Origin of the sequence: Variovorax nitratireducens, assembly GCF_051216545.1 — a bacterium.
In the GTDB taxonomy this organism is placed as follows: Bacteria; Pseudomonadota; Gammaproteobacteria; order Burkholderiales; family Burkholderiaceae_C; genus Variovorax.
Genome location: NZ_JBPJZO010000004.1, coordinates 39,682 through 65,592, shown reverse-complemented (window position 1 = coordinate 65,592; position 25,911 = coordinate 39,682). Strand labels below are relative to the sequence as shown.

Below are 25,911 nucleotides of genomic sequence, written 5' to 3'. Positions count from 1 at the left end.
AGGCGTGGGTTAAACGCGGATTCTACCGGGTGCCCCGGGTGCACCGACCGCGGCCGCGCCCGGACGGCTAGTTCGCCAGCCAGAGCAGCGCCAGGCCGAGCAGGACGCTGCAGAGCCCGAAGAAGCGCAGTTGCCCGTCGCGCAATTGCAGCAACTGCAGGAAGCCCTTGCGCCAGTTGCCCGGCGAGAGGAACGGCATGGCGCCTTCGATCACCAGCACCAGGGCCAGTGCGCTCCAGAAAACCTCGGAGCTCATCGCCGCGGCCTGCTTAGCGGCGGCTGGGCGGCGCCACCGGGTTCACCGTGTTCGACCCGGAACCGCGCATCGCGCGGAAAAAGTCTGACGACGGGTCGAGCACCATCACGTCGCTCTTCTTGTTGAAGCTCTGCTTGTAGGCATCGAGGCTGCGATAGAACTGCGCGAACTGCGGATCCTTGCCGAATGCCTCGGCATACGCGGTGGCAGCCTGCGCATCGCCTTCACCCTTGATCTTCTGCGCGTCGCGGTAGGCGTTGGCCACCGTCACTTCGCGCTGACGGTCGGCATCGGCGCGGATCTTTTCGCCTTCGGCAAAGCCGGTCGAGCGCAATTCGTTGGCGACGCGCTTGCGTTCCGCCTCCATGCGGCGGTACACCGACTCGGTGATGGCTTCCACATAGTCGACCCGCGTGATGCGCACGTCGACCACGTCCACGCCCCAGGGCTTGGCCCCCTTGACGACCGCAAGCACCTCGCGCTGCACATCGGCCATGAGCTTCTCGCGGCTGGCCGAGATCAGGTCACGCACGGTGTACTTGTTGATGTTTTCCTGGAACGCATTGCGCACCACGCGGTTGAGTTGCATCGCGCCGGCGCTCTCGTCGAGGCCGACATTGCGGATGTACTCCGACGGGTTGCTGATGCGCCAGCGCACGTACCAGTCGATCACGACGCGCTGCTTCTCGGCGGTGAGCATCGGCTCGGTGTCGAGGCTCGACAGCATCAGCAGGCGCTTGTCGATGTACGAGACGTTCTGGAACGGGGGCGGCATCTTGAAATTGAGGCCGGGCTCGGTGATCACTTCCTTGATCTGGCCGAGTTGGTAGACCACGCCGAACTGGCGCTGGTCGACCACGAAAAGCGTGGAGCTCAGCAGCGCAAGCGCCACCAGGATCGACGTTGCGATGAATCCGATTCTGTTCATTTCTTGTTCCCCGCTTAGCGACCGTCGCGGTCACGTGAGCGGCCATCGCGGGCACGCGTCTCGCCACTGGACGCCGGAGCGACCGGAATCACCGAGGACTGGGCGGGCGCCGTGCCCGCCACGTTCGGGCTTGCCGCATCGCTGGGCGTGGGGCTCGCGCCCTGCCCGGTCATCTGCATCAGCTTGTCGAGCGGCAGGTAAAGCAGGTTCGAACCCTGCTTCGAATCGACCAGCACCTTGGTGGTGCTCGCGTAGATCTGCTGCATGGCATCGGTGTACATGCGGTCGCGCGTCACCTGCGGCGCCTTCTGGTACTCGGTCAGCACCTGGCTGAAGCGGCCGGCGTCACCTTGCGCCTGCGCCACGATCCGGGCCTTGTAGGCTTCCGACTCTTCCTTGAGGCGCGAGGCGGTGCCGGTCGCTTTCGGGATCACGTCGTTGGCATAGGCCTGGGCTTCGTTCTTGGCGCGCTCGCGTTCCTGGCCGGCCTTGAGCACGTCGTCGAAGGCGGCCTGCACCTGCTCGGGCGGACGCACGCCACCCTGCTGCAGGTTGATGCCGACCACCTCGACGCCGACCTTGTAGCGGTCCAGGATGGTCTGCATCAGGGCGCGCACGCGCGGCGCGATCTGGTCGCGCTCGTCGGCAAGCGCCTTGTCCATCTTCATCTTGCCAACGACTTCGCGCACTGCCGTTTCGGCCACCTGCACGATCGCGTCGCTCGGGCTCTTGCTCTCGAACAGGTAGGCACGAGCATCGCTCAGGCGGTATTGCACGGCGAACTTGATTTCAACGATGTTCTCGTCCTCGGTCAGCATGGCGGATTCGCGCAGACCGGTTGAGCGCACGATGCTGTCACGGCCCACGTCGGTGGAACGGATCTGCGTCACGACCACGAGTTCGTGGCGCTGGATCGGGTAAGGCAGGCGCCAGTTGAAGCCCGCGCCGACCGTGGTCTTGTAGCGGCCGAATTGCGTGATGACGGCCTGCTGGCCTTCGTTCACGATGAAGAATCCCGTGCCGAGCCAGATCAGCACGGCAACGCCAGCCACCAGCCCGAGACCGAAGCCCGCGTTTTTCATGTCGGGCTGGAAGCCGCCGCCATTGCCGCCGCCGGTGGAGCGGTTGTTGTTGTCGCCGCCGCGTCCGCCGCCGAACAGCCCGCCGAGCTTGCGGTTGAAATCGCGCCAGAGTTCATCGAGATCGGGCGGGCCCTGGTTCGGGCCCTGGCCGCGCGGACGATTCGACTGCGGCGGGGGCGACGGGGGCGGTGGCGGTGGCGGCACAGCCGGCGGCTCGCCATCGGGCCGATTGCCAGCCGGGCGTTGTTCACCATTGGTCGACGTGTCGTCGCCCCGGCCCCATCGGCCGTCGTTCAGGTTGAACATGCCCTGAAACCGTCTCCACACTGGCATTGCATTCATTCGTTTGGCTTCTTCTCTCGTCAGTGGCGGGATTGTGCCCAATCAAGGGGCTGCGTCGTGCAATTCAGCGTCGGCCTCTAAGGTCATGGCCGGACCGACGGACCCGGAACGCAAAGCCAACTCGGCCCGCAGCGCCGGCACGCCCTGGCCCGTGTGGGCACTGAGGAAAATGCGCGGCACCTGGACGCCCTCGACTTCGATCTCGTCCTGCAGATGCAGCGGATGTTGCGCGCTTTCAAGGGCATCAAGCTTGTTGAACACCAGAAGTTGCGGCACGGTGTCGGCTCCGATCTCGGCCAGCACGCGCTGCACTTCGGCCATCTGCTCGGGATGGTTCGGATTCGAGGCATCGACCACGTGCAGCAGGAGGTCGGCATCGACCGCCTCTTGCAGCGTGGCCTTGAAGGCGTCGACCAGTCCGTGCGGCAGATCGCGAATGAACCCTACCGTGTCGGAAATGGAAACCTGCCGCCGCCCGCCTTCCGCGGTCGTGCCGAGGTAGAGGTTGCGGGTGGTGGTATCGAGCGTGGCGAACAGTTGGTCCGCCGCATAGGCGCGCGCCTTTACCAGCGCATTGAACAGTGAGGACTTGCCGGCGTTGGTGTAGCCGACCAGCGAAATGTTGAAGGTCGCGCGCCGCTCGCGCTGGCGGCGTTGCGTGCCGCGCTGCTTTTGCACCTTGACGAGCCGTTCGCGCGTGCGTTTGATCGACTCGCTGATCATGCGGCGGTCGAGCTCGATCTGCTTTTCGCCCGGGCCGCCGCGCACCCCTGCACCGCCGGTCTGACGCTCCAGATGCGACCAGCGCCGCACCAGGCGCGTGCTGAGGTATTGCAGCCGCGCAAGCTCGACCTGCAGCTTGCCTTCGTGCGAGCGCGCACGCTGGGCGAAGATTTCGAGAATCAGGAACGTCCGGTCGTACACCGCCAGGTCGAGCTGGCGCTCGAGGTTGCGCTGCTGGGCCGGGCTCAGGGTCTGGTCGAAGATCACCTCGCTCGCGCGATGGAGTTCGGCCAGTTCCTTGATCTCGTCGGCCTTGCCGCTGCCCACGAACAGGGCCGCGTCGGGTGCCTTGCGTTTGCACACGATGCGCGCCACCGGCTGCAGTCCCGCGGTCTGCGCGAGCAGGCCGAGTTCCTCCAGTTCGCTGTCGAAATGAGGCAACCCGAAGTCCACGCCGACGAGAACGGCGGCGCCTTCCTGTTGTGAAGTCAGCTCAGACAAACGGATGCGTACCGATCAAGGAAAGGCGCGACGGGCGATGCCGTCGCGCCGCGTACCGCTCAAGCAGCCGCGTCGTCGCTCTCGGCAGCCGAGAAGTTGACCGCGCGGCCCGGAACGATGGTGGAAATCGCATGCTTGTAGACCATCTGGGTGACGGTGTTGCGCAGCAGAACGACGTACTGATCGAAAGACTCGATCTGACCCTGTAGCTTGATACCGTTCACCAAATAGATGGAAACCGGCACATGCTCCCGACGCAAAGTGTTCAGGAACGGGTCTTGCAAAAGTTGCCCTTTGTTGCTCACGATATTCTCCGTGTTCAAGGAAGAGTTATAGGAAAGGTGACCTTAACACAGGGTTTCCGCGCTGCAGCACGCGGGGCAATGGCCCTGAAAAAATAACGTCTCTTATTCGCCGGAACTTTGCAGCGAGCAATGGTTCAACTGCCGTCTTCCGGCGTCAACCCTTCTGGCCGGGCTTGTCGGCATAGGGGTTGGTGGAGGTCTTGAACTCGATGCGCATGGGCGTTCCGACCAGTTCGAATTCCTTGCGGAACCGCGCCTCGAGAAAGCGCTTGTACGAGTCGGTCACATGCTCCAGCGAATTGCCGTGGATCACGATCACCGGCGGATTCATGCCGCCCTGGTGCGCGTAGCGCATCTTGGGGCGGAACATGCCGGCCCGCTGCGGCGACTGGAATTGCACGGCTTCGAGCAACAGGCGCGTAAGCACGGGGGTCGACATCTTGCGCGTGGCCGACTTGTGGGCCTGCGCGATCGATTGCCACACGGGCCCGAGCCCCTGCCGCTTGATCGCCGAAATGAAATGCAACGCCGCGAACTTCAGGAACGGCAGCCGGGTTTCGATCTGGCGCTGGATCTGCTCGCGCTGGTAGCTGTCGACCGCATCCCACTTGTTGATGGCAATCACCACGGCGCGGCCCGATTCGAGGATGTAGCCCGCGATGTGGGCATCCTGATCGGTCACGCCCTGGGTCGCGTCGAGCAGCAGCAGCACCACGTTGGACGACTCGATGGCCTGCAGCGTCTTCACCACCGAGAACTTCTCGATCGCCTCGAACACCCGGCCTTTGCGACGCAGCCCTGCTGTGTCGATTAGTTCGAAGCGCTGGCCCATGCGCTCGAACGGCACGGTGATCGCGTCGCGCGTCGTGCCCGGCAGGTCGAAGGCGACGAGGCGCTCTTCGCCGAGCCAGGTGTTGATCAGCGTCGACTTGCCGACGTTCGGACGCCCGGCCACGGCCAGCTTGATCGGCTTGGCCTCGCCGTCGTCTTCCTCGTCCTCAGGTTCGGGCAAGTTCAGCGGGTCGAGCGCCAGGTCGACCAGGTCGCGAATGCCCTGCCCGTGCGCCGCCGACACGCCATGCACGTCGCCCAGGCCCAGTTCGTAGAAGTCGACCAACCGCGTGCCGTCCTGCATGCCCTCGGCCTTGTTGGCCACCAGCACGGTCGGCTTGCCGAGCCGCCGCAGTTCCTTGGCAATGTCGTGGTCTTGCGCCGAAATGCCTTCGCGCGCGTCGACCACGAACACCACCACGTCGGCCTCGGCCACCGCCTGGCGCGTTTGCTTGGCCATCTCCTTGAAGATGCCGCTGCCGGCATCGGGCTCGAAGCCGCCGGTGTCGATCACGATGAACTCGCGCTTGCCCTGGTGGCCGTTGCCATAGTGGCGGTCGCGCGTGAGCCCCGCGAAGTCGGCGACGATGGCGTCGCGGGTCTGGGTCAGTCGGTTGAACAGCGTCGACTTGCCGACGTTGGGGCGCCCGACCAGAGCGATGACTGGCTTCATGGTCGGTCTTTCAACTCGGTTATTCCGGGCGATAGCCGAACACGCCGCCATTGCGGGTGACGACCACGACCGTGTTGGCTGCCAGCACCGGCGCCGCGACGATGGCCGAGCCGTCGACGCTGAGGCGATTGAGCGGGGCGCCGTCTTCGCGCGAAACGAAGTGCAGCAAGCCGGTGCTGTCGCCGAAGATGACCGAGCGTCCCACGGCGAGCGGCGCAGTCAGCTCGCGGTTCTTGAGGCGGTCCGATTGCCAGGCGCGTTCGCCGTCGGCGCGACGCCAAGCGGTGAGGTTGCCGTTGGATTCGGTGCCGAACAGGAAGCGGTCGTCGCCACCGACGCCTTCGGCGCTGACCGCCGGCTTGCTCCAGACCAGCGCGCCGCGTGCCGTGTCGACGCAGCCCACGCTGGCGTAGTAGGCACGCGCGCAGACGCTGTCGCCCACGCGGCTCACGCTGCCGGTCAGATCGACCAGGCGCTCGACGTCGTTGGTGCCACGCGGCGCCGCGATCGGCGACTCCCAGCGCGACGAACCGTTGGCCGGGTTGATGCCGACCAGGCGGCCGCCGATGCCGGTAACCAGCGTGTCGCCCACGGCGATCAGCACGCCTGGCTTTTTCAGCACGAGGTTCTCGGCACTGCGCTGCTGAACCCACAGGCGGCGGCCGCTCTGGCCGTCGAACGCGCTGGTGGTGCGGTCGGCGGTCTGCACGAATACGCGGCGGCCGGCCACCAGCGGCGCGGTGAAGGTCTCGGCCGTGAGTTGCTGCTTCCAGAGCACCTTGCCGCCCTGCAACGCGACGAGCTCGTTCCTGTTGGTGACCACGGCGGCGATGGAGCCATCGCTGCCGACACCGGCCGACAGCGGTGCGCCGGCACTGGCGCGCCAGCTCTCGGCACCGGTGCGCGCGTCGATCGCGACCACCGTGCCATCGGCACCGGCCACCGTGACCGTGTCGCCGCTCACATTGGTCTGCAGTCCGAAGCTGACCGCCGGCACCTTCACGTTCCAGGCCTGGCGCACGCCGAGCAGCGCCACGTTGGTCGGCAACTCGGCCGGCTTCGGCTTGCTGGTGCTCGAACAGGCGACCAGTGTTGCTGTCAAAACAATGGCAGCTCCCGCACGGAGGACGGGCGCTGCAGACACAAAACGCTTGAAATTCATGGTGCGATCAGGGTTGTTTGGGAGCTGCAGGCGCCGCGGCGCTGTTTGCAGGTTTCAGGGTTTGCGGGTCGACGCCGACCGCATTGAGCTTGATCTCCACCAGGCGTCGGTAATCGGTGCGTGGCTCGAACGCCGACCAGGCTTTCTGGTACTCGGCCCGCGCCTCGTCGCGCTTGCCCTGCGCCAGGTAGATGTCGCCCTTGCGGTCGGCCACCAGCGGCTCGAATTCCTTGGGAAAGCTGGCGCCGAGTTGCTTCAACGCGTCGTCGTAGGCCTTGCTGTCGAGCAGCTCGGCCGCCAGCCGCAGGCGGGCAATCGCCTGGTAGCCCGGATCGATCGCCTTGTCGGCGACCCAGGTCAGCGCAGCGCGCGAGCCGTCTGCATTGCCCTTGTCGTGCAACGCCTTCGCAGCCAGCAGGCCGGCCTGCTGCGCATAGATCGTGGTGCCGAAGCGCTCCTTCATTTCACCGAAGGTGCGATCGACCAGGGCCGGGTCGCCGGCTTCTACGTTGCGCTCGAGCGTGTCGTAGAGCGCGGCGGCCTGGGCCGCCTGGCTGCGCTGGTAGTACTGCCAGCCGTTCCAGCCGGCAATGGCGAGTGCCGCCACCATCAGCACCGAGGTGATCAGGGTGCCCCAGGTGTTCCAGAAATGCTTGAACTGGTCGAGCTGTTCCTGTTCTTCGAGATCGAGAGGTGTTGCCATGCGCTGTCAATTGGTTGTTGGGGCCCCGGAAACCTGGGAGCGGCCCGGCGTTTCCTGGGGAGCCGGGGATTGTAGGGTGGCGGCCCAGTGGGCCACCTCGGTGAGGGGGCGGGCCACCTGGGCACCGCCGCCGCGCAGCGACTTGACCGTGACCTCGCCACGGGCGAGTTCGTCGGTGCCGAAGATCAGCGCAAAACGTGCACCGCTGGCGTCCGCCTTCTTGAACTGCGACTTGAAGCTGGCGAGGCCTTCGGCCGTTGCCGCATGCATCTGCACGCTGACGCCGGTCGCGCGCAGCTGCTGCAGCGTGCGCAGCACCTGCGGCATGGCCGCGGCATCGGCCACCACGGCATAGGCGTCGGGGCTCGCCGCCGGAATCTTCGCGCCCTGCTCTTCCAGCAGCGCTAGCACGCGCTCGACGCCGAGCGCCCAGCCGACCGCGGGTGCCGGCTTGCCACCCATCTGCACGATCAGGTCGTCGTAGCGGCCGCCCGCACACACCGTGCCCTGAGCGCCAAGCCGGTCGGTCACGAACTCGAACACGCTGAGGTTGTAGTAGTCCAGGCCGCGAACAAGGCGCGGATTGATGGTGTAGGCGACACCATTGGCGTCGAGGATGGCCTTGAGCCCCTCGAAGTGCGCGAGCGATTCGGCACCCAGAAAGTCGATGAGCCTCGGTGCCGACTCGACCACGTCCTTCATGGCCGGGTTCTTGGTGTCCAGGATGCGCAGCGGGTTGCTGTGCAGGCGGCGTTTGCCGTCTTCGTCGAGCTTGTCGGCATGCTGCTCGAAGTGCGCGATGAGCTCCGCGCGATGCCGCGCACGCTCGGCCGGCTGGCCCAGGCTGTTGAGTTCGAGGCGCACGTCGACCAGGCCGATCTCCTTCCACAGCGCGGCGGCCAGCAGGATCAGCTCGGCATCGACATCCGGCCCGGCGAAGCCGAGCGCCTCGGCGCCGATCTGGTGGAACTGCCGGTAGCGGCCACGCTGCGGCTTCTCGCGCCGGAACATGGGGCCGGTGTACCAAAGGCGCCTGGGTCCGTCGTACAACAGGTTGTGCTCGACCACCGCACGCACGAGCCCCGCGGTGTTTTCGGGCCGCATGGCGAGATGCTCCGCCTGCCCGTGTTTGTCGGAGCGGTCTTCGAAGGCGTACATCTCCTTCTCGACGATGTCGGTCACCTCACCGATGCCGCGCACGAACAGCGCCGTGTGCTCCAGGATCGGCGTGCGGACGTTGCGGTACGCGTAGCGCCCCATCAACTCACGCACGATGGCCTCGAGCCACTCCCAGCGCGCCGATTCGGGCGGCAATATGTCGTTCATGCCTTTGACGGCATTCAGTTTGTCGGCCATGGATACGGGGATGTCAGGCGACGACGGCGTGTTCGCCGCCGAAGCGCTTTTCGATGTAGGTTTCGACCAGCTGGTGGAACTCGTTCGCGATGTTGTCGCCGCGCAAGGTAAGCGCCTTCTGGCCGTCGATGAAAACGGGCGCGGCAGGTGCCTCGCCGGTGCCCGGCAGGCTGATGCCGATGTCGGCGTGCTTGCTCTCGCCGGGGCCGTTGACGATGCAGCCCATCACGGCCACCTTCAGCGTTTCGACTCCCGGGTACTTCTTGCGCCACAGCGGCATCTGCAGGCGCAGATAGTCGTCGATCTGCTTGGCCAGTTCCTGGAAAGTGGTGCTCGTTGTGCGGCCGCAGCCCGGGCAGGCCGTGACACTCGGCACGAACACGCGCAGGCCCAGCGCCTGCAGGATCTCGTTGGCGATCAGCACTTCCTGCGTGCGCGACTCGCCCGGCTGCGGCGTGAGCGACACGCGAATCGTGTCGCCGATGCCCTCCTGCAGAAGGATCGACAGCGCCGTGGCCGAGGCCACAGTGCCCTTGGTTCCCATGCCGGCTTCGGTCAGGCCGAGGTGCAGCGTGTAGTCGCAACGCTTTGCCAGTTCGCGGTAGACCGAAATCAAGTCCTGCACACCGCTGACCTTGCAGCTCAGGATGATCTGGTTGCCGTTCATGCCCATCGACTCGGCCAGCTTGGCGGAATCGATCGCCGACGTGACCAGCGCCTCGTACATCACCGACTTGGCATCCCACGGCTCGGGGCGTTGGCTGTTGATGTCCATCAGGCTCGCGAGCAGTTCCTGGTCGAGACTGCCCCAGTTGACGCCGATGCGCACCGGCTTGTTCCAGCGCATCGCAGCGTCGATCATCTGGCCGAACTGCTTGTCCTTCTTGTCGCCCTTGCCCACGTTGCCGGGGTTGATGCGGTACTTGCTGAGCGCTTCGGCGCAGGCCGGATAGTCGGTCAGCAAACGGTGGCCGTTGTAGTGGAAGTCGCCGATCAGCGGCACGTCGATGCCCATGCGGTCGAGCTGTTCGCGGATGTAGGGCACCTGCGCCGCGGCTTCAGGCGTGTTGACCGTGATGCGCACCATCTCGGAGCCGGCAATCGCCAGCTCCTTGACCTGGATTGCAGTGCCGATGGCATCGACCGTGTCGGTGTTGGTCATCGACTGCACGCGCACCGGCGCGTCGCCACCGACCGTCACGGTGCGCGGGCCCCAGACCACCTGGGCCTGGCGCGAGCGACGCGCGCCCGGCGCGGCCGGCTCGATCGGCAGGCAGGGCGTACCGTTCAGCGCATTCACGGTTTGACCTCGAAGCGGGCCACGCCACCGGTCTTGGCCAATGGCGCAAGGTCGAACGGCTTGCCGCGCACCTGCACGTCGATGCCGGATGCGCGTCCCACCACCACAGCGAGCGGCAGCGTGCCCGAAACACCGACCGTTTCACCGGCCTGCACGGTGCGGCGCAACACCTGCTTGCCACCGGGCTCGGTCACGGTGATCCATGAATCTGCGCGTGCAGTGAACACCAGCACGTTGCCACCGGGAGTGGCGGCCGTCAGGGCGGGTGCCGCAGGCGCCGGCGCGGCCGCGATGGGTGCTGCAGCAGGCGGAGGCATCGGCTCGACGGCCGGCGCGGGCGGCGTCACAGATTCGACCACGGTGCCGGCCGTCGCCGGGGATGCCGCGTTTGCCGGTTCCGTGCTCGCAGCGGTCGACTCGGAGCGGGCCATCCACCGGGAAACCGTGCCACTGAGTTGATCGAACACCGCCTGCGGCAGCCAGAAGAGTGCGGCCGCGCCCACCAGCAGCAGGATCACCACGGCCATCAAGGCGCGTGAAGGCAGCGCGCCTCCCGAACTGCGCCCCTGGTGGGGGGCGCCCGAACGGATGTGGGTGCTGATGGTGCGGTCGGCATCGGCCAGCCCGGGGCGCAACGCGCCCGGCAGCTTGGCCAGCACCGGCGCCGGGTCGATCTTGAGCGCTCGGCAAACGCTGGCGGCCAATGCGCGCGCGAATACCGGGTCGGGCAGCGCGTCGATGTTGTCGTTCTCGAGCGCTTCGAGCTTCTGCGTCGGAACCTTGAGTGCGGCCGCCACCACCGCAACGTGGAGCCCGTGCGCCTCGCGCGCCTGGCGCAGCATGTCGCCGGCAGTCATGAGCGAACTGTCTCCGGCAACCAGCGGCACTGCGGCCGAGGCACCAAACTCACTCGCTCGCTCAATCATTGAAATTTCCGCGCTCGTATGCAATCGCCTCCCGCGACTGAGGGAACCGCCGCTGCAACTGGCCGGCCAGTTGAGCCAGCGCTTCCCGGTTGTTGAGCTTGCGTTCGATCTTGATGCCGAGCCACAGCGTTTCGGCATTCGCCGAGGGGCTGTTGTTGACGCGGCGCACATAGAACTGCGCGCGCGTCCAGTCTTCGCGCTGAACGAGCAGCGCCGCCAGGTTGTAGCCGGTCACCGGATTGCCGGCGTCGATCTCGTAGGCCTTGAGCAGGGTCTTCTCGGCCTCGGCACGCTGGCCTGCGCGGATCTGGCACACGCCCTGGGTCATCAGCGTCTTGGCGGTGTCGGCATAGCCCGGCATTGCGAGCGCCTGGCCGAACTGCTGCATCGCGTCGTTGTAGCGGTTCTGCTGGCACAGCAGCCAACCGTAGTTGTGCATCGTGTTCGGTTCGCGCGGATTGAGCGCGATCGCGCGGCGGAAGCTGTCTTCGGCCAGCCCGGCATCGTCGAGACGCATGTAGATCAGGCCTCGCAGGTTGTAGGCTTCGGCGTAGGTCGGATCGGCGAACAGCGACTGCTTGATTTCGTCGAGCGCCACCGTGGGCTGGCCGGCTTCGAAATAGCCGATCGCGAGTTCCAGGCGGATGCGTGCGCGCTTGCGGCCGCTGCCTTCGTCGGAGTCGGTCGCCATTTCAGTGCCGTGGCCGGCGGTGCTGGCGACCGGGCCACCTTTGTTCGCGCAGCCGGCCAGCGTCACCGCTGCAGCCGCGAGAAAGGCGGCACGGATCAGCCAGCCGGGAATAACGTTGCTCATTGCTTCAATGCTCCTGGACATCGGGCGCCGCTGCGGCGCGGCGCGCCGGATGCATGGCCACGGTGTGCTCGGTCAGTCGGCGTTGCGCCATGCGTTCGGCGGCGCGCGTGCGATCCTTCACGTCGCCAGCCAGTTGGCCGCACGCTGCATCGATGTCGTCACCGCGCGTCTTGCGCACGGTGGTTACGATGCCGGCTTCGCTCAACGCCTTCGCGAACGCCAGCACGCGCGGCTGCGGCGAGCGCAGCAGACCGGAGGCGGGAAAAGGGTTGAACGGAATCAGGTTGAACTTGCACGAGACGCCGCCATGGCCGCCGCGCGGCTTCACCAGTTCGATCAGTTGCTGCGCATGCTCGGGCTGGTCGTTCACGCCGTCGAGCATGCAGTACTCGAAGGTGATGAAGTCGCGCGGCGCATGCGCCAGGTAGCGGCGGCAGGCGTCGAGCAGTTCGGCGATCGGGTATTTGCGATTGAGCGGCACCAGATCGTCGCGCAGTGCGTCGTTGGGCGCGTGCAGCGAAACCGCCAGTGCCACCGGGCAGTCGGTACCGAGCCGATCCATCATCGGCACCACGCCCGAGGTCGACACCGTGACGCGACGGCGCGAAAGGCCATAGGCGTTGTCGTCCAGCATGGTGCGCAGGGCCGGCACCAGTGCCGCGTAGTTCTGCAGCGGTTCGCCCATGCCCATCATCACCACGTTGGAGATGACACGCTCGTCGCGTTTCAGGTGCTTGCGCAGGAAATGCTCTGCAAACCAGAGCTGGGCCACGATCTCGCCAGCGGTGAGGTTGCGGCTGAACCCCTGGTGCCCCGTCGAGCAAAAGCGGCAGCCGACCGCGCAACCCGCTTGCGACGACACGCACAAGGTCCCGCGATCGTCTTCGGGGATGAACACGGCCTCGACCGCATTGCCGTCACCGACGTCGAACAGCCATTTGATGGTGCCGTCGGCCGATTCATGCCGGCTCAGCACCGGCAATGCTTCGACCCGCGCGGTGCCGGCGAGCTTTTCACGCAGCGACTTGGCGAGGTCGGTCATTTGCGCAAAATCGCTCGCGCCGCGCTGGTGGATCCAGCGGAACAGCTGCGTCGCGCGGAATCTTTTTTCGCCGAGCTTTTCGCAGAACGCAGCCAGCCCCTCGAGGTCGAATTCGAGCAGGTTGGCCGTGGTCATTGGGCTTGGCGAGGTCGCGCCTTAACGTTGGTAGACGTTGAGGCCGGCGAAGAAGAAGGCGATCTCGGCCTTGGCGGTTTCGGGCGCGTCCGAGCCGTGCACGGCGTTCGCGTCGATGCTGTCGGCGAAGTCGGCGCGGATGGTGCCGGCGGCAGCCTTCTTGGGGTCGGTGGCGCCCATCAGGTCGCGGTTCTTGGCAATGGCGTCTTCGCCTTCGAGCGCTTGCACGAACACCGGGCCCGAGATCATGAACTCGACCAGATCCTTGAAGAAGGGACGTTCCTTGTGAACGGCGTAGAACTGCTCGGCTTCGCTGCGCGACAGGTGCACCAGCTTGCCGGCGACGATCTTGAGGCCGGCCGCTTCAAAGCGGGAGACGATCTTGCCGATGACGTTCTTAGCCACTGCGTCGGGCTTGATGATGGAGAGGGTACGTTCGATGGCCATTGAAATGCTTCCTGGGAGCTTGGATTTTGAAGTGTTCGATCAAGGTTGCAACGATCGGTTGCACGACCTTGACAAAGCCTCTAATTTTAACCGGCACGGCATGCCGGTTCGGTGACGAAGCAGCGAAAGACCGCTGCCACCACCGGATTCAGCGCGGACGGCGCCGCGGGCCGCCACCGCCCCCACCGCCGGGCGCACCGCCTGGGCCGCCACGACGCGGGCCCTGACGCTGTTCCTTGCGCTGGCGAGAGAAGCTGTCGGCGCCGATGTAGCCGAGCGAGGTCTTCATCGGATCGGGCTGGTTGGCCCCGCCCGGTGGGCCATCGCCACGGTTGCTGTTGCTGTTGTTGTTGTTGTTGTTGCGGCGCGGGCCACCCTGCCCCGGCCCGCCGGCGCCGCCGCGGTTGCCCTTCGGGCCGCGGCCACCGCCCATCGGATCGGGAATCTGCTGGCCGCGCATGTCGTCGCGCGGGCCGGCGGGGCCCTTGCCGCCCTTGCCGCGCCGGCGCTTGCTGCGGCCGCCGCCCTCGCCACCCGCGCCGTTGCCGGGGCCGCGCGGCGCCGGGCGCGGACCGCGCTCTGCGCCGCCGGGCCCACCCGCTGCGGCCTGGAACAGAGAGCGGATGTCGCGCTCGTCGAGCTCCATCCACGCACCTCGTTTGAGCCCGCGCGGCAACACCATGGCGCCATAGCGGATGCGGATCAACCGGCTCACCGCGTGACCCACCGCTTCGAACATGCGCCGCACTTCGCGGTTGCGGCCTTCGGAGATGGTGACGCGATACCAGCAGTTCGAGCCTTCGCCGCCACCGTCTTCGATGGTGCCGAACTGGGCCATGCCGTCATCGAGACGCACGCCCTCCAGCAGCTTCTGACGCTCTTCCTTGTTGATGGCACCGAGCACGCGCACCGCGTACTCGCGTTCGAGCCCGAAGCGCGGATGCATCAGGTTGTTGGCCAGTTCGCCCGAACTCGTGAACAGCAACAGCCCTTCGGTGTTGAGGTCGAGCCGGCCGACCGACTGCCACTTGCCCTGCTGCAGGCGCGGCAGCTTGCGGAACACGGTGGGCCGGTTCTGCGGATCGTCGTGCGTGACGACCTCGCCGGCCGGCTTGTGGTAGGCGATCACGCGTGCCGGCGGCGGTGCGATGCGGTAGCGGATCGGCTTGCCGTTGACCTTGACCGAGTCACCATACTGGATGCGCTGGCCGATGTGGGCCGGCTCGTTATTGACGGAGATGCGACCCTGCAGGATAAGCGCCTCCATCTCGAGCCGCGAGCCGAGTCCCGACTGGGCCAGCACCTTGTGCAGCTTGGGCGAATCGGCTTCGGGCAGCAGCACGCGCTTGAGCGGCGGCACTTCCGGGCTGTCCTCGTCGGCATCGAACTGGCCCGAGACCACGTCGGCAAAACGGATGGGTTGCGGCGGCGGCGCATTGCGCTGCTCGCGCTCGGCGATACGGCGGGCGCGGTCGAGGTCGTCCTCTTCCTCGTCCGGCTCTTCCTCGTCTTCGTCGTAGTCGTCCTCGTCGCGGGCTTGCGCCACTGGCTCGACCCGCGCCGGCACCACGGGCGGTGGCGGCGTTTCGACCTCGACCGGCTCCGGCGTTCCGGCCTCCGGAGCCGATTCGACCGGTGCCTCGGCGGCTTCCTGCACATCGGGCTTGCGTCGACGCGGACGCCGCTTCCGGGGCGCCTCGGCATCGCCGGAAAGCGCTTCGCTTGCTATTGATTCGATAGCACCCTCCGCAGGCAAGGTGGGCGCTGCCGCCTCCTTTTCTTCGGGAACAGGGGCGACCGGCGAGTTCACCGCGTCAGGATCGGAGGGGCTCATGATGGTGTTCCGGAAGGGACAGGGGGCAGGTCGACAGCGGACTCGGACTCGGGATCGGCTTCCGGGTCGGCGGGTACTTCGACCGGAGATTCGACGGGTGCTTCGACGGCTACTTCGGCAGGTTCGGGCACATCGACCGCGGCGTCGACCGTGGCCTCGACTTCGGGCGCGACGTCCATCGGCAGTGCGGCCGGGCTGTCATCGACGGCCTGCGCCAGCACATCGAGCAGTGCGCCCTGCTGTGCCGGGGTTTCGATCAACGGCAACTGGTCGAGCGACGCGAGCCCGAGGTCGTCGAGAAACTGGCGCGTGGTGGCGAACAGTGCCGGGCGTCCGACCGTCTCGCGGTGGCCGATCACCTCGATCCAGTTTCGGTCTTCCAGCTGCTTGATGATCAGCGAATTGATCGTGACGCCGCGAATGTCTTCCATGTCGCCGCGCGTCACCGGCTGCCGATAGGCAATGATCGCCAGCGTTTCCAGCACGGCTCGGGTGTAGCGCGGCGGCTTTTCGGGGTGCAGGCGGTCGAGGTGGTCGCGCAGTTCGGGCCGGCTCTGGAAGCGCCAGCCGCTGCCGACGCTCACCAGTTCGAGCCCGCGCTGTGTCCAGTCTTCCTGCAGCTCGACGAGCAGCGACTTGATGGTGTCGGCACCGAGTTCGTCGTCGAACAGCACGCGCAGTTCGCGCACCTGCAGCGGCTGGGCCGAACAGATCAAGGCCGTTTCCAGAATGCGCTTGGCATCCGCCGTATTCATGGTTCGCGTTGTCCGGGACAAGGCGCCCGAGGGCGCGCGTTCAGAGAATTGAAAATCGGGGGCGCTGCAGGCACTTGGGGCAAGTGCAGCGCAAGGCCGGCTCCAGGTGGCCGGCGCGGCCCTCGGGCCGTCAGGCGCGATTGTAATCCAGCCCCCAGGCCTGCAACCCGTCGGCCAGGTCGGGCGGCAACGGCGAATGGAAGGTCAACGCAGCTCGCGTGACAGGGTGCACGAATGCCAGCCGGAACGCATGCAGCGCCTGGCGCCCGACGCCGGCCGCGGGCGCGCCGCCATAGGTCGCATCGCCAACCAGCGGATGGCCGATCGAGGCCATGTGCACCCGGATCTGGTGGGTACGGCCGGTTTCGAGGGTGCACCGCACCAGGCAGCCGCGATCGTGGCTGTCGAGCCGCTCGATCAACGTGCGGGCCGCCTTGCCGCCTTGCCGCTCGAGATCGACCACCGCCATGCGCAGCCGGTTGCGGGGGTCGCGCCCGATCGGCGCATCGACCTGGCGCGCGGCCGCGCCCTGCCAGGGCTTGTGGGCAATCGCAAGGTATTGGCGCGTGACTTCGCGCGCCGCAATCAGCGCCACTAGCGCATCCATGGCTGCCCGCGTGCGCGCGACCACCATGAGGCCACTGGTGTCGCGGTCGAGCCGGTGCACGATGCCGGCGCGCGGCAGCATCACCGCCTGATCATCGAGCGCCAGCAGGCCGTTGAGCAGCGTGCCGCTCCAGTGGCCCGGTGCCGGGTGCACCACCAGCCCGGCTGGTTTGTCGATCACGCGCAGATAGGCGTCCTCATGCACCACGCGCAGATCCATCGCCTCGGGCCGGAACGCCTGGCTCTGCGGCGTCGGTTTCAGTTCGATGGTGCCGGCCTCGCCCGCGCGCATGCTGGCCGAAGGCTTGGTGGCAGCGCGCCCGCCCTGCAGCTGCACGGCGCCGGACTCGATCAGTTGCTGCAGGTAGCTGCGCGAGAACTCGGGCACCAGCGCTGCCAGAGCGCGATCGAGCCGCTGTCCGTGCTGGGCCACGCCGATCGTGAAGGCCCGCGCCTCGCTCGTCTCGACCAGTTCGGCCCCCTCCTCCGGCTCGGCGGCTGTCGCTGCGGCGGCATCGGGATGGTCGGTCGATATAATTGAGGGCAACTGTTTCACGAAAGCTTCATGTGATGTTTCGCGCCAAATTATCGGCTGTCCCCGGCTGGCTTGCGGTTTGCGCCGTAGCAGGGCTTGTGGCCGGCTGCTCGTCGACCAATGTCGACAAAACGGCGAACTGGAGCCCCAACAAGATCTACGCCGAAGCCAAGGACGAGTCCAACTCGGGCGCCTTCGACAAGGCGGTTCCGCTGTTCGAAAAGCTCGAAGGCCGCGCCGCCGGCACGCCGCTGGCCCAGCAGGCTCAGCTCGACAAGGCGTATGCCCAGTTCAAGGCCGGCGAAAAGCCCAACGCGCTCGCCACGCTCGACCGCTTCATGAAGCTGCACCCGGCCAGCCCGGCGCTCGACTATGCGCTCTACATGAAGGGCGTGATCAACTTCAACGACGACCTCGGCATCTTCTCGTTCATGACCCGGCAGGATCTGTCGGAGCGCGACCAGAAAGCCGCCAAGGAATCGTTCGAGTCGTTCAAGGAACTGGTCACGCGCTTTCCCGAGTCTCGCTACGCGCCCGATGCGCGCCAGCGCATGAACTACATCGTGAACTCGCTGGCCCAGTACGAAGTCCACGTGGCGCGCTACTACTACACGCGCGGTGCCTACCTCGCCGCCATCAACCGCGCCCAGCTGGCGCTGGCCGACTATCGTGAAGTGCCGGCGCTCGAAGAGGCGCTCTACATCATGGTCAAGTCGTACGACGCGCTCGGACTCACGCAATTGCGCGACGACGCACAGCGTGTGCTGACGAGCAACTACCCGAAGAGCGAGTACCTGGCCAAGGGCTTCCGCAGCAAGGACGACCCCTGGTGGAAGTTCTGGTAGCCACGCGGGCAGCGTCGTTCAGGCGCTGGCGCTGAGTTCGGCCAACGCCGTATCGAAATCCGCCTCGGTTTCCAGCCTGCGCATCGGCGGCAGCGCGTTCAGCAATCGCCGCCCATAGCCCATGGCGACCAGCCGGGTATCGCAGATCACCAGCAGCCCCTGATCGGTTTCGCGGCGGATCAGGCGCCCGGCACCCTGCTTGAGCGAGACTCCGGCTTCCGGCAGGAAGTAATCGTTGAACGGGCTTCGGCCCTGCCCTTCGAGTCGGCGTGAGCGCGCCTCGACCAGCGGGTCGTTGGGCGGCGGAAACGGCAGCTTGTCGATCACCACCAACTGCAACGCATCACCCGGCGCGTCGAAGCCTTCCCAGAAGGACGCCGAAGCGACCAGTACGCAGCCGGTGCGCCCGGCGCTCGCGCCTTCGCGGAAGCGGTCCATCAGCACGCGCTTGGGCAGTTCGCCCTGCACCAGCACCTCGGGCATTCCGTCTGCCTCGGCACGGCCGAACTGCTGGCGAATGGCGTCGCCGATCGTGCGCAACGCGCGCAGCGTGGTCGTGAGCACGAGCGTGCGGCCACCGAGCAATGCCGCACCACGCGCCGCGAGTTGTGCAACCGCGCCGCTGTGGCCAGGGTCGTTGGGCTTCGGAAACTGGCGCGGCACATACAGCGCGGCCTGATTGGCATAGTCGAACGGGCTGGCCACACGCAGAACCTCGGCCTCGCCGAGGCCGCAGGGTTCGGTGAACCAGCGCAGCTTCGGGTCATCGCCGAGTGTTGCAGAGGTAAAAATCCAGGCGCGCTCGACGGCATCGGGCTCTGCCTTGTCGGCTTTGAGCACGCGCGTCTGCACCGCCTCGGCGATGTCGAGCGGTGATTCGATCAGCCGCAACTGCTGCCCCACATCAACCCAGCGCACCGACTCGGGCGCACAAGCCAGCGCAAAGCGCGCCGCGCGTTGCGCGAGCTGCGTCGCGCGTTCGTGCAGGCGCACGAAGTCAGGCGCGATCTCGCTAACGCTGTCGAGCGCGTCCGCGGCCTGCGCAAAGCCTTGCTGCAACGCTTCCATCGACTGCTGCCAGACCCGGGCTTCGACACCCTCGGGCGCGGCCTCGATCCACCGTAACTTGGCACCGGGCCACTGCTTGCCGACCGCAAGCCGCAACTCGCGTGCAGCGCGTTCCACCGCAGCGACAGCACTCGTCCAGTCGACCAGCCCGCGCGCATGCTGCAGACCGGCCGCGAGCAAGTCGCGTGCGAAATCGAGCGCCTGCGCGGTGCCCAACTGCACACCCAGAAACTGAACACCGGTTTCGTTGAGCTGGTGGGCCTCGTCAAACACCACCACGCGCACGGTCGGCAACAGTTCGGCCATGCCGGACTCGCGCACGGCCAGGTCGGCGAAGAACAGATGGTGGTTGATCACCACCACGTCGGCGCCCAGCGCCTCGCGCCGCGCGGCGTTCACATGGCAGGGGCGGAACTGCGGGCACTGCGCGCCGAGGCAGTTCTCGCGGGTCGAGGTCACTAGCGGGATCAGCGGAGAGCGCTCGTCGAGACCCGGAAGCTCGGCCAGGTCGCCGGTGCGCGTGGACTTCGACCATTGCTCGATCTTGGCGAGCGTGCGGGCCGACGCGCGCTCGGGGCCCGCATCGTGACGCGCCAGTTCGAGCCGGTGCAGGCACAGGTAGCTCCCGCGGCCCTTGAGCAGCGCGGTGCGCACCGGCAGTCCGAGCGCCTCGACGAGGCGCGGAAGGTCGCGGCCGAAGAGCTGATCCTGCAAGGTCTTGGTGGCGGTCGAAAGCAGCACGCGTTCGCCGCTCAGCAGCGCGGGAACCAGGTACGAAAAAGTCTTGCCGACGCCGGTACCGGCCTCGACCACGAGTTGCCCACCCTCGTCGATGGTGCGCGCCACGGCCAGCGCCATCTCGGTCTGGCCCGCGCGTTCGCGGAACTGGTCAGCGGCGCGGGACAGTGCGCCATGCTGCGCGAAGGCTTCGCGCACTTCGTCTTCCAGGGACATCTCAGCTTTTTTCAGCACTGCGCACGATGCGCGGCGCACGAACTCGACGCGGCCAGCGCGCGAAACGCCCGGAAGTGGACAAAGCCTGGTGGCAGTTCATGTTCACGCCGGCTCTTGCGGATCAAGCAGCCGCACCAGCCGCTCGATCTGGTCCCGCAAGGCAAGCCGCCGCTTCTTCAGCCGGCGCAGCAGCAACTCGTCCTGCGGCGTCGACTCGACCAGCCGGTCGATGGTGGCGTCGAGGTCGCCGTGCTCGATGCGCAGCTCGATCAGTTGACGGGAAAGGGAGTGGAGATTGGAGTCCAACGGGCACGGTTCGGGAGCATTTCGGGGCTTCCCGTCTTCGCTTGATAATACGTCGTCTCACCGACTGACGAACAACGAAAGAGATCGCGCCACAGGCGCATGCAGCGCCCATGACCCGAGGCTTTCGAATTTCCGCCGCCACCGGCCTCCACAAGGGGGATCGGCCCTATCAGCAAGACCAGGTGTTGTTGATGAACCATCCACGCGTGGAAGGCTGCCTGCTCGGCGTGGTGGCCGATGGCATGGGCGGACGCAGCGGCGGACGCAAAGCGTCGGATCAGGTGCTCATGACCGCCAAGCAGCTGTTCAGCCGCTATGCGCCGGCCACGGACGACCTGCATGACTTGCTGCGCCAGATCGTGAACGACGCCCACACGGTGATCAAGCTCACCGCGCAGTCGAGCGAGCAGGAGCCGCACAGCACCGTGGCCGCTTTCGTGATGAACCCGGGCGGCGACGGTGCCTGGATCCACGCCGGCGATTCGCGCATCTACCATTTTCAGCGGGGCAGGCTGGTCAAGCGCACCCTCGACCATTCCTACGTGCAGGCGCTGATCGACCGCGGCGAGCTCAACGAAGAGGAAGCCAACGTGCATCCGCAAGGCAATATCCTGCTGGGATGTCTCGGCATGGCCGCTGCACCCCCCCCGATCGTCACGCACCAGTTGACGCGGCTCAAGCCCGGGGACGTGCTCATGGCCTGCAGCGACGGGCTCTGGCACTACTTCACGCCCGAGGAGATGGGTGCGGTGGTGGCCGAGCAATCGCCCCGGGCGGCGGTCGAATTGCTGGTGGCCGAAGCGCGCAAACGCGCGCGCGGAACCGGCGACAACCTCTCGATTGCCATCCTCAAGCTCGAGGCGCTTCCCAAGTAGCGTTGAGTTCAGGGCACCGCGGGCAGCGGCGCGGAGCGCGGCTTGTCGCGACTGGCGTTGCGCCGTTCGACCTCGGCGCGGTGCTGTGCCGCGTTTTGCAGTTTGCTCTCGTGCTCTTGCGCCAGCGAGGGCGCCTTGCCACGCTGGCGCGCGAGCTTGGCCTGTTCTTCGGCATGCGCGCGCTGCTTGGCCTCGAACGCGCGCTGGCGTTCTGCCTCTTGTGCAGCCAACCCCTCGCGGCTGGTCGCATGGCCAACCGCCCGCTCTTCACGCGCCTTCTGGGCTTGGCCGGCGCGCTCGTGCTGCGCCGCCTGCTCCTGTGCGCGCTGGGGCGCGGCCTTGTCCTCGATGCGTTGCAGTTGCGCAGCCGCACGGCGCTTGCGTTCGACGTCGTTGAGCGCGGCCTCCTGCCGCTTCAGATCGTCCGAGGTCGTGCGCGCCCGCCGGCGGCTGTCCAGGAGGCAGTCTTCGACCGCGAACTTCTGATAGCAGGCCGCGCGCTCGGCGGCAACACGCTTGTCGAGCGCCTGGCGTTCGGTCGCGATGCGCGCGCGCTCGGCTTCAGCGTCGAGCCCGCCCATGGTGGCGCCGGTCTGGGCCCATGCGGGCGAGACCACGGCAGCGAACAACAGCGAAAGCGCGATCTTCTTCATGTGAGGCGGGTGTCGACCGTGCGGCGCTCGAGCGCCAGAAACTCGGCCGACTGCATTTCGTTGAGTCGGGAGACGGTGCGGGGAAACTCGTGGGCCAGTGGCCCGTCGGTGTACAACGCCTCGGGCGCGACCTCGGCCGACAGGATCAGCTTGACGCGACGATCGTAGAACACATCGACCAGCCAGGTAAACCGGCGTGCTTCGGAGGCACGGTTTACCGACAGTTGCGGCACATCGGACAGCAGAACCGTGTGGAACTGGGTTGCGATCTCGAGGTAGTCGTTCTGTGAACGCGGGCCGCCGCACAGGGTCTTGAAGTCAAACCAGACCACGCCACCGGCCTTGCGCCGCGCGTGGATCTCGCGCGATTCGATCTTCAGCACCGGATTCTCGTCGGCGGTTTCGGCCAGCTTGTTGAAGGCGTCGCGCATCTCGTGGTCGGCCGTGGCGCCGTTCGGCGTGAGGTACATGCGCAGTTGCTCGAGCGTGCGACGCCGGTAGTCGGTGCCGTTGTCGACGCTCAGTACCTGGAGCTTTTCGTTGAGCAGCGCGATCGCCGGCAGGATGCGGTCTCGGTGCAGCCCGTTCGGATACAGGTCATCGGGCTTGAAATTCGAGGTCGTGACGAAACCCACGCCGTTGTCGAACAGCGCTGCCAGCAGCCGGTGCAGGATCATCGCGTCGGTGATGTCGGCGACGTGGAACTCGTCGAAGCAGATGAGCTTGTAGCGCTTCGAGATCCGCAGGCCTAGTTCGTCGAGTGGGTTGACCGTGCCCTGCAGATCGGCCAGCTCGCGGTGCACCTCGCGCATGAACTCGTGGAAGTGCAGGCGCGTCTTGCGTCGCAGCGGCACCGCGTTGAAGAACAGATCCATCAGGAAGCTCTTGCCGCGCCCGACGCCGCCGTACATATAGACGCCGCGCGGGATCTCCGGCCGGCGGATGAGCTTCTTGAACGCGTTGGAGCGCTGCTCCTTGTAGGCCGCCCATTCGCCGGCGCAGCGATCCAGCGCTTCGACCGCGCGCAGTTGCGCCGGATCGCTCTGGAACCCGCGCGTGGCGAGCTCCGCTTCGTAGGCCTGTTTGACGCTCAAAGGATCAGAAGTTCAGCGTGCGCTTGTCCACGGCCAGGGCCGCTTCCTTGGTCGCTTCGGAGAGCGAGGGGTGTGCATGGCAGATGCGCGCAATGTCTTCGCTGCTCGCCTTGAACTCCATCGCCACCACGGCTTCGGAGATCAGCTCGCTCACTTGCGGTCCCACCATGTGCACGCCGAGGATCTCGTCGGTCGTCGCATCGGCCAGGAACTTGACCATCCCGGTCGTGTCGCCCAGTGCGCGTGCCCGGCCGTTCGCCAGAAACGGGAAGGTACCGGCCTTGTAGGCGCGACCCGCGGCCTTGAGCTGCTGCTCGGTCTGGCCGACCCATGCGATCTCGGGGTGCGTGTAGATCACCCACGGCACGGTGTTGAAGTTGACGTGCCCATGCTGGCCGGCAATGCGCTCGGCCACAGCCACGCCCTCTTCCTCGGCCTTGTGCGCGAGCATCGGGCCACGCACCACGTCGCCGATCGCCCAGACGCCCGCAAGGTTCGTCTTGCAGTCGTCGTCCACCGTGATGGCGCCGCGTTCGTCCAGTTTGAGGCCCACCGCTTCGGCGTTGAGGCCGATGGTGTTCGGCACGCGGCCGATCGACACGATCAGCTTGTCGACATCGAGCGTCTGCGCTTCGCCCTTGGCATTGGTCCAGGCGATGCTCACGCCCTTCTTGCCCGACTTGATCTCGCCGACCTTGACGCCCAGCTCGATCTTCAGGCCCTGCTTGTCGAATGCCTTCTTGGCTTCCTTGGCGATCTGTTCGTCGACCCCGCCCAGGAAGGTCGGCAGCGCTTCGAGCACCGTAACTTCGGCGCCGAGGCGGCGCCAGACCGAACCCATCTCGAGGCCGATCACGCCGGAGCCGATCAGCGCCAGCTTCTTCGGCACGGCGCCGATGCGCAGCGCGCCGTCGTTCGAAAGAATGTTTTCTTCGTCGAACGCCGTACCCGGCAACGCGCGTGCGTTGGAGCCGGTCGCGATGATGATCTGCTTGCCGCTGATCGTTTCTTCGGTGGCACCCGCCACCTTGATCTCGTAGCCCGCGTCGCCCGCTTTGACGAACGAGCCGCGGCCATGGAACGACGTGATCTTGTTCTTCTTGAACAGGTAGGTGATGCCGTCGTTGTTCTGCTTCACGACCTGATCCTTGCGGGCCAGCATCTTGCCGATGTCGAGGCCGAGCCCCTCCACCTTGATGCCGTGGTCCGCAAAGCCGTGGCCCGCATGCTCGTAGTGCTCCGACGATTGCAGCAGCGCCTTCGAAGGGATGCAGCCCACATTGGTACAAGTGCCGCCCAGTGCCGGGCCGCCCTTGGCGTTCTTCCATTCGTCGATGCAGGCGACATTGAAGCCGAGTTGCGCCGCGCGGATTGCCGCGATGTAGCCGCCGGGGCCGCCACCGATCACGATGACATCAAATTGTTTGGACATAAACCTCTTTCAAGAAGTGCTCCTGACCAGAACACCGCGGAACCGGCTCTGCCGGGCCGCTGGTGTTGCCCCCTTGCAGGGGGTTGGCGAAGCGACACGAAGTGCGCGAAGACTGGGGGTGGATCAAATATCGAACAGGAGGCGCGACGGATCTTCCAGCGCTTCCTTCATCGCGACCAGGCCCAGCACGGCTTCGCGGCCGTCGATGATGCGGTGGTCGTAACTCATCGCGAGGTAGTTCATCGGACGAATCACGATCTGGCCGTTTTCGACGACGGCACGATCCTTGGTTGCGTGCACGCCGAGGATGGCCGACTGCGGCGGGTTGATGATCGGGGTCGAGAGCATCGAGCCGAAGGTGCCGCCATTGCTGATCGAGAAGGTGCCGCCGGTCATCTCTTCGATGCCCAGCTTGCCTTCCTGCGCCTTCTTGCCGTATTCGGCGATCTTCTTCTCGATGTCGGCAAAGCTCATCTGGTCGGCATTGCGCAGGATCGGCACCACCAGGCCGCGCGGCGAACCGACGGCAATGCCGATGTCGAAGTAGCCGTGGTACAGCACGTCGTTGCCGTCGACCGAGGCGTTCAGCACAGGGTACTTCTTGAGCGCATGCACGGCGGCCTTCACGAAGAAGCTCATGAAGCCGATCTTGACGCCATGTTCCTTGGTGAACACGTCCTGGAACTTCTTGCGCATCTCCATGACCGGGCCCATATTGACCTCGTTGAAGGTGGTCAGGATGGCGTTGGTCGACTGCGATTGCAGCAGGCGTTCGGCAATGCGCGCGCGCAGGCGGCTCATCGGCACGCGCTGTTCGGGGCGATCGCCCAGATCCGGCGCGCCGGTGGGTGCGCCGACCTGTTGCAACGCGGGCCGGGCGGCCGGTGCGGCCACGGCGGGCGCCGGTGCGGCCTTGGCGGTGGCGCCGGCAGCGACGGCGCCGAGCACGTCGCCCTTGGTCACGCGGCCGTCCTTGCCCGAACCGGCCACGTCGCCGGTGCTCAGCTTGTTGTCGGCCAGCAGCTTGGCAGCCGCCGGCATCGCCACGTCGGACTTCGAACCGCCGGTTGCAGCAGCGGCTGCGGCAGGTGCCGCTGCCGGCGCTGCTGCAGCAGGTGCCGCGGCTGCAGCAGGCGCCGCAGCGCCGGCCTTGCCTTCGGTATCGATCTTCGCGATCAATTGCTCGGCCAGCACCGTGGCCCCGTCGGGCTGGACGATCTCGGCCAGCACCCCGGCCGATGGCGCCGGCACCTCGAGCACGACCTTGTCGGTTTCGATTTCGATCAGGATTTCATCGATGGCGATGGCATCGCCGACCTTCTTCTTCCAGGTGAGCATGGTGGCTTCGGCCACCGATTCGGACAGCTGGGGGACTTTGACTTCTACGATAGACATTTGAGTTTTGCTCCGCTTCGTGCGCTTCTAAGT

At 66.4% G+C, this 25,911-nt stretch carries 25 protein-coding genes; 2 read left to right on the top strand and 23 right to left on the bottom strand.

Annotation, left to right across the window (positions count from 1 at the left end; translation table 11 throughout):
• Positions 1-67 precede the first annotated feature (67 nt).
• The 17 genes from ACSFA8_RS12400 to ACSFA8_RS12320 form a co-directional block, all read right to left on the bottom strand.
• The gene (locus ACSFA8_RS12400; RefSeq protein ID WP_435479822.1) at positions 68-256 is read right to left on the bottom strand and encodes a DUF2065 domain-containing protein; all 189 of its coding nucleotides are present in this window, start codon (positions 254-256) and stop codon (positions 68-70) included.
• 13 nt (positions 257-269) lie between these two features.
• A complete protein-coding gene (gene hflC / locus ACSFA8_RS12395) occupies positions 270-1,184 on the bottom strand; it encodes a protease modulator HflC (protein ID WP_435479821.1) in 915 nt (304 codons plus the stop codon).
• Positions 1,185-1,198: 14 nt separating this feature from the next.
• A complete protein-coding gene (hflK, locus tag ACSFA8_RS12390; protein ID WP_435479820.1) occupies positions 1,199-2,572 on the bottom strand; it encodes an FtsH protease activity modulator HflK in 1,374 nt (457 codons plus the stop codon).
• A 78-nt stretch (positions 2,573-2,650) separates the two neighbouring features.
• Positions 2,651-3,832 carry a GTPase HflX gene (gene hflX / locus ACSFA8_RS12385; protein WP_435479819.1) on the bottom strand — a complete coding sequence of 394 codons (1,182 nt, stop codon included), beginning with the start codon at positions 3,830-3,832 and terminating at the stop codon, positions 2,651-2,653.
• A gap of 59 nt (positions 3,833-3,891) precedes the next feature.
• On the bottom strand, positions 3,892-4,137 hold the full coding sequence (hfq, locus tag ACSFA8_RS12380; protein WP_162566896.1) for an RNA chaperone Hfq: 246 nt from the start codon (positions 4,135-4,137) through the stop codon (positions 3,892-3,894).
• A 154-nt stretch (positions 4,138-4,291) separates the two neighbouring features.
• Positions 4,292-5,641 (bottom strand): ribosome biogenesis GTPase Der, encoded by a 1,350-nt coding sequence (gene der, locus ACSFA8_RS12375; protein WP_435479818.1) that lies wholly within the window; start codon positions 5,639-5,641, stop codon positions 4,292-4,294.
• A gap of 19 nt (positions 5,642-5,660) precedes the next feature.
• Complete coding sequence (gene bamB, locus ACSFA8_RS12370) at positions 5,661-6,803, bottom strand: outer membrane protein assembly factor BamB (RefSeq protein ID WP_435479817.1); 1,143 nt, start codon at positions 6,801-6,803, stop codon at positions 5,661-5,663.
• A 7-nt stretch (positions 6,804-6,810) separates the two neighbouring features.
• Positions 6,811-7,506, bottom strand: a complete 696-nt coding sequence (locus ACSFA8_RS12365; protein ID WP_435479816.1) for a YfgM family protein — start codon at positions 7,504-7,506, stop codon at positions 6,811-6,813.
• Between the two features lie 6 nt (positions 7,507-7,512).
• Positions 7,513-8,862: a histidine--tRNA ligase gene (gene hisS / locus ACSFA8_RS12360; protein WP_435479815.1), complete on the bottom strand. Its 1,350-nt coding sequence runs from the start codon at positions 8,860-8,862 to the stop codon at positions 7,513-7,515.
• A 13-nt stretch (positions 8,863-8,875) separates the two neighbouring features.
• On the bottom strand, positions 8,876-10,153 hold the full coding sequence (gene ispG / locus ACSFA8_RS12355; RefSeq protein WP_435480210.1) for a flavodoxin-dependent (E)-4-hydroxy-3-methylbut-2-enyl-diphosphate synthase: 1,278 nt from the start codon (positions 10,151-10,153) through the stop codon (positions 8,876-8,878).
• A gap of 5 nt (positions 10,154-10,158) precedes the next feature.
• Positions 10,159-11,019, bottom strand: a complete 861-nt coding sequence (locus ACSFA8_RS12350; protein ID WP_435479814.1) for a helix-turn-helix domain-containing protein — start codon at positions 11,017-11,019, stop codon at positions 10,159-10,161.
• Positions 11,020-11,080: 61 nt separating this feature from the next.
• Positions 11,081-11,902 carry a type IV pilus biogenesis/stability protein PilW gene (pilW, locus tag ACSFA8_RS12345; RefSeq protein WP_435479813.1) on the bottom strand — a complete coding sequence of 274 codons (822 nt, stop codon included), beginning with the start codon at positions 11,900-11,902 and terminating at the stop codon, positions 11,081-11,083.
• A gap of 4 nt (positions 11,903-11,906) precedes the next feature.
• Positions 11,907-13,079, bottom strand: coding sequence for a dual-specificity RNA methyltransferase RlmN (gene rlmN, locus ACSFA8_RS12340; RefSeq protein ID WP_435479812.1), 1,173 nt, complete (start codon positions 13,077-13,079; stop codon positions 11,907-11,909).
• 21 nt (positions 13,080-13,100) lie between these two features.
• Positions 13,101-13,526 (bottom strand): nucleoside-diphosphate kinase, encoded by a 426-nt coding sequence (gene ndk / locus ACSFA8_RS12335; RefSeq protein WP_435479811.1) that lies wholly within the window; start codon positions 13,524-13,526, stop codon positions 13,101-13,103.
• Between the two features lie 148 nt (positions 13,527-13,674).
• The gene (locus ACSFA8_RS12330) at positions 13,675-15,360 is read right to left on the bottom strand and encodes a pseudouridine synthase (protein WP_435479810.1); all 1,686 of its coding nucleotides are present in this window, start codon (positions 15,358-15,360) and stop codon (positions 13,675-13,677) included.
• On the bottom strand, positions 15,357-16,115 hold the full coding sequence (gene scpB / locus ACSFA8_RS12325) for an SMC-Scp complex subunit ScpB (protein WP_435479809.1): 759 nt from the start codon (positions 16,113-16,115) through the stop codon (positions 15,357-15,359). Before scpB ends, ACSFA8_RS12330 begins: the two co-directional genes overlap by 4 nt.
• A gap of 130 nt (positions 16,116-16,245) precedes the next feature.
• The gene (locus ACSFA8_RS12320; RefSeq protein WP_435480209.1) at positions 16,246-17,268 is read right to left on the bottom strand and encodes an RluA family pseudouridine synthase; all 1,023 of its coding nucleotides are present in this window, start codon (positions 17,266-17,268) and stop codon (positions 16,246-16,248) included.
• A gap of 23 nt (positions 17,269-17,291) precedes the next feature.
• Between ACSFA8_RS12320 and ACSFA8_RS12315 the strand changes: the two genes are divergently transcribed.
• A complete protein-coding gene (locus ACSFA8_RS12315) occupies positions 17,292-18,101 on the top strand; it encodes an outer membrane protein assembly factor BamD (protein WP_435479808.1) in 810 nt (269 codons plus the stop codon).
• A gap of 18 nt (positions 18,102-18,119) precedes the next feature.
• On the opposite strand, the gene ACSFA8_RS12310 is transcribed toward ACSFA8_RS12315, so the two are convergent.
• Positions 18,120-20,123 carry a DNA repair helicase YoaA gene (locus ACSFA8_RS12310; protein ID WP_435479807.1) on the bottom strand — a complete coding sequence of 668 codons (2,004 nt, stop codon included), beginning with the start codon at positions 20,121-20,123 and terminating at the stop codon, positions 18,120-18,122.
• 102 nt (positions 20,124-20,225) lie between these two features.
• Positions 20,226-20,429 carry a DUF465 domain-containing protein gene (locus ACSFA8_RS12305; RefSeq protein ID WP_286543004.1) on the bottom strand — a complete coding sequence of 68 codons (204 nt, stop codon included), beginning with the start codon at positions 20,427-20,429 and terminating at the stop codon, positions 20,226-20,228.
• Positions 20,430-20,539: 110 nt separating this feature from the next.
• On the opposite strand from ACSFA8_RS12305, the gene ACSFA8_RS12300 reads away from it, so the two are divergent.
• Complete coding sequence (locus ACSFA8_RS12300) at positions 20,540-21,304, top strand: PP2C family protein-serine/threonine phosphatase (RefSeq protein ID WP_435479806.1); 765 nt, start codon at positions 20,540-20,542, stop codon at positions 21,302-21,304.
• Positions 21,305-21,312: 8 nt separating this feature from the next.
• Here ACSFA8_RS12300 and ACSFA8_RS12295 read toward each other — a convergent pair whose 3' ends face one another.
• The 4 genes from ACSFA8_RS12295 to odhB form a co-directional block, all read right to left on the bottom strand.
• Positions 21,313-21,957 (bottom strand): hypothetical protein, encoded by a 645-nt coding sequence (locus tag ACSFA8_RS12295; RefSeq protein WP_435479805.1) that lies wholly within the window; start codon positions 21,955-21,957, stop codon positions 21,313-21,315.
• The gene (gene zapE, locus ACSFA8_RS12290) at positions 21,954-23,051 is read right to left on the bottom strand and encodes a cell division protein ZapE (RefSeq protein WP_435479804.1); all 1,098 of its coding nucleotides are present in this window, start codon (positions 23,049-23,051) and stop codon (positions 21,954-21,956) included. The genes ACSFA8_RS12295 and zapE overlap by 4 nt, the downstream gene beginning before the upstream one ends.
• 4 nt (positions 23,052-23,055) lie before the next feature.
• Positions 23,056-24,483, bottom strand: a complete 1,428-nt coding sequence (gene lpdA / locus ACSFA8_RS12285; protein ID WP_435479803.1) for a dihydrolipoyl dehydrogenase — start codon at positions 24,481-24,483, stop codon at positions 23,056-23,058.
• 123 nt (positions 24,484-24,606) lie between these two features.
• A complete protein-coding gene (gene odhB / locus ACSFA8_RS12280) occupies positions 24,607-25,878 on the bottom strand; it encodes a 2-oxoglutarate dehydrogenase complex dihydrolipoyllysine-residue succinyltransferase (protein WP_435479802.1) in 1,272 nt (423 codons plus the stop codon).
• Between the last annotated feature and the right edge of the window lie 33 nt (positions 25,879-25,911).

Bases quoted from the DNA above. Each gene is read 5' to 3' on its own strand.
- ndk (WP_435479811.1), bottom strand. From the start codon at position 13,526: ATGGCCATCGAACGTACCCTCTCCATCATCAAGCCCGACGCAGTGGCT.
- ACSFA8_RS12365 (WP_435479816.1), bottom strand. From the start codon at position 7,506: ATGGCAACACCTCTCGATCTCGAAGAACAGGAACAGCTCGACCAGTTC.
- odhB (WP_435479802.1), bottom strand. From the start codon at position 25,878: ATGTCTATCGTAGAAGTCAAAGTCCCCCAGCTGTCCGAATCGGTGGCC.
- ACSFA8_RS12330 (WP_435479810.1), bottom strand. From the start codon at position 15,360: ATGAGCCCCTCCGATCCTGACGCGGTGAACTCGCCGGTCGCCCCTGTT.
- hflC (WP_435479821.1), bottom strand. From the start codon at position 1,184: ATGAACAGAATCGGATTCATCGCAACGTCGATCCTGGTGGCGCTTGCG.
- ACSFA8_RS12300 (WP_435479806.1), top strand. From the start codon at position 20,540: ATGACCCGAGGCTTTCGAATTTCCGCCGCCACCGGCCTCCACAAGGGG.
- rlmN (WP_435479812.1), bottom strand. From the start codon at position 13,079: ATGACCACGGCCAACCTGCTCGAATTCGACCTCGAGGGGCTGGCTGCG.
- bamB (WP_435479817.1), bottom strand. From the start codon at position 6,803: ATGAATTTCAAGCGTTTTGTGTCTGCAGCGCCCGTCCTCCGTGCGGGA.
- ACSFA8_RS12400 (WP_435479822.1), bottom strand. From the start codon at position 256: ATGAGCTCCGAGGTTTTCTGGAGCGCACTGGCCCTGGTGCTGGTGATC.
- lpdA (WP_435479803.1), bottom strand. From the start codon at position 24,483: ATGTCCAAACAATTTGATGTCATCGTGATCGGTGGCGGCCCCGGCGGC.
- pilW (WP_435479813.1), bottom strand. From the start codon at position 11,902: ATGAGCAACGTTATTCCCGGCTGGCTGATCCGTGCCGCCTTTCTCGCG.
- hflK (WP_435479820.1), bottom strand. From the start codon at position 2,572: ATGTTCAACCTGAACGACGGCCGATGGGGCCGGGGCGACGACACGTCG.
- hisS (WP_435479815.1), bottom strand. From the start codon at position 8,862: ATGGCCGACAAACTGAATGCCGTCAAAGGCATGAACGACATATTGCCG.
- scpB (WP_435479809.1), bottom strand. From the start codon at position 16,115: ATGAATACGGCGGATGCCAAGCGCATTCTGGAAACGGCCTTGATCTGT.
- ACSFA8_RS12295 (WP_435479805.1), bottom strand. From the start codon at position 21,957: ATGAAGAAGATCGCGCTTTCGCTGTTGTTCGCTGCCGTGGTCTCGCCC.
- ACSFA8_RS12350 (WP_435479814.1), bottom strand. From the start codon at position 11,019: ATGACTGCCGGCGACATGCTGCGCCAGGCGCGCGAGGCGCACGGGCTC.
- ACSFA8_RS12315 (WP_435479808.1), top strand. From the start codon at position 17,292: ATGTTTCGCGCCAAATTATCGGCTGTCCCCGGCTGGCTTGCGGTTTGC.
- der (WP_435479818.1), bottom strand. From the start codon at position 5,641: ATGAAGCCAGTCATCGCTCTGGTCGGGCGCCCCAACGTCGGCAAGTCG.
- ACSFA8_RS12310 (WP_435479807.1), bottom strand. From the start codon at position 20,123: ATGTCCCTGGAAGACGAAGTGCGCGAAGCCTTCGCGCAGCATGGCGCA.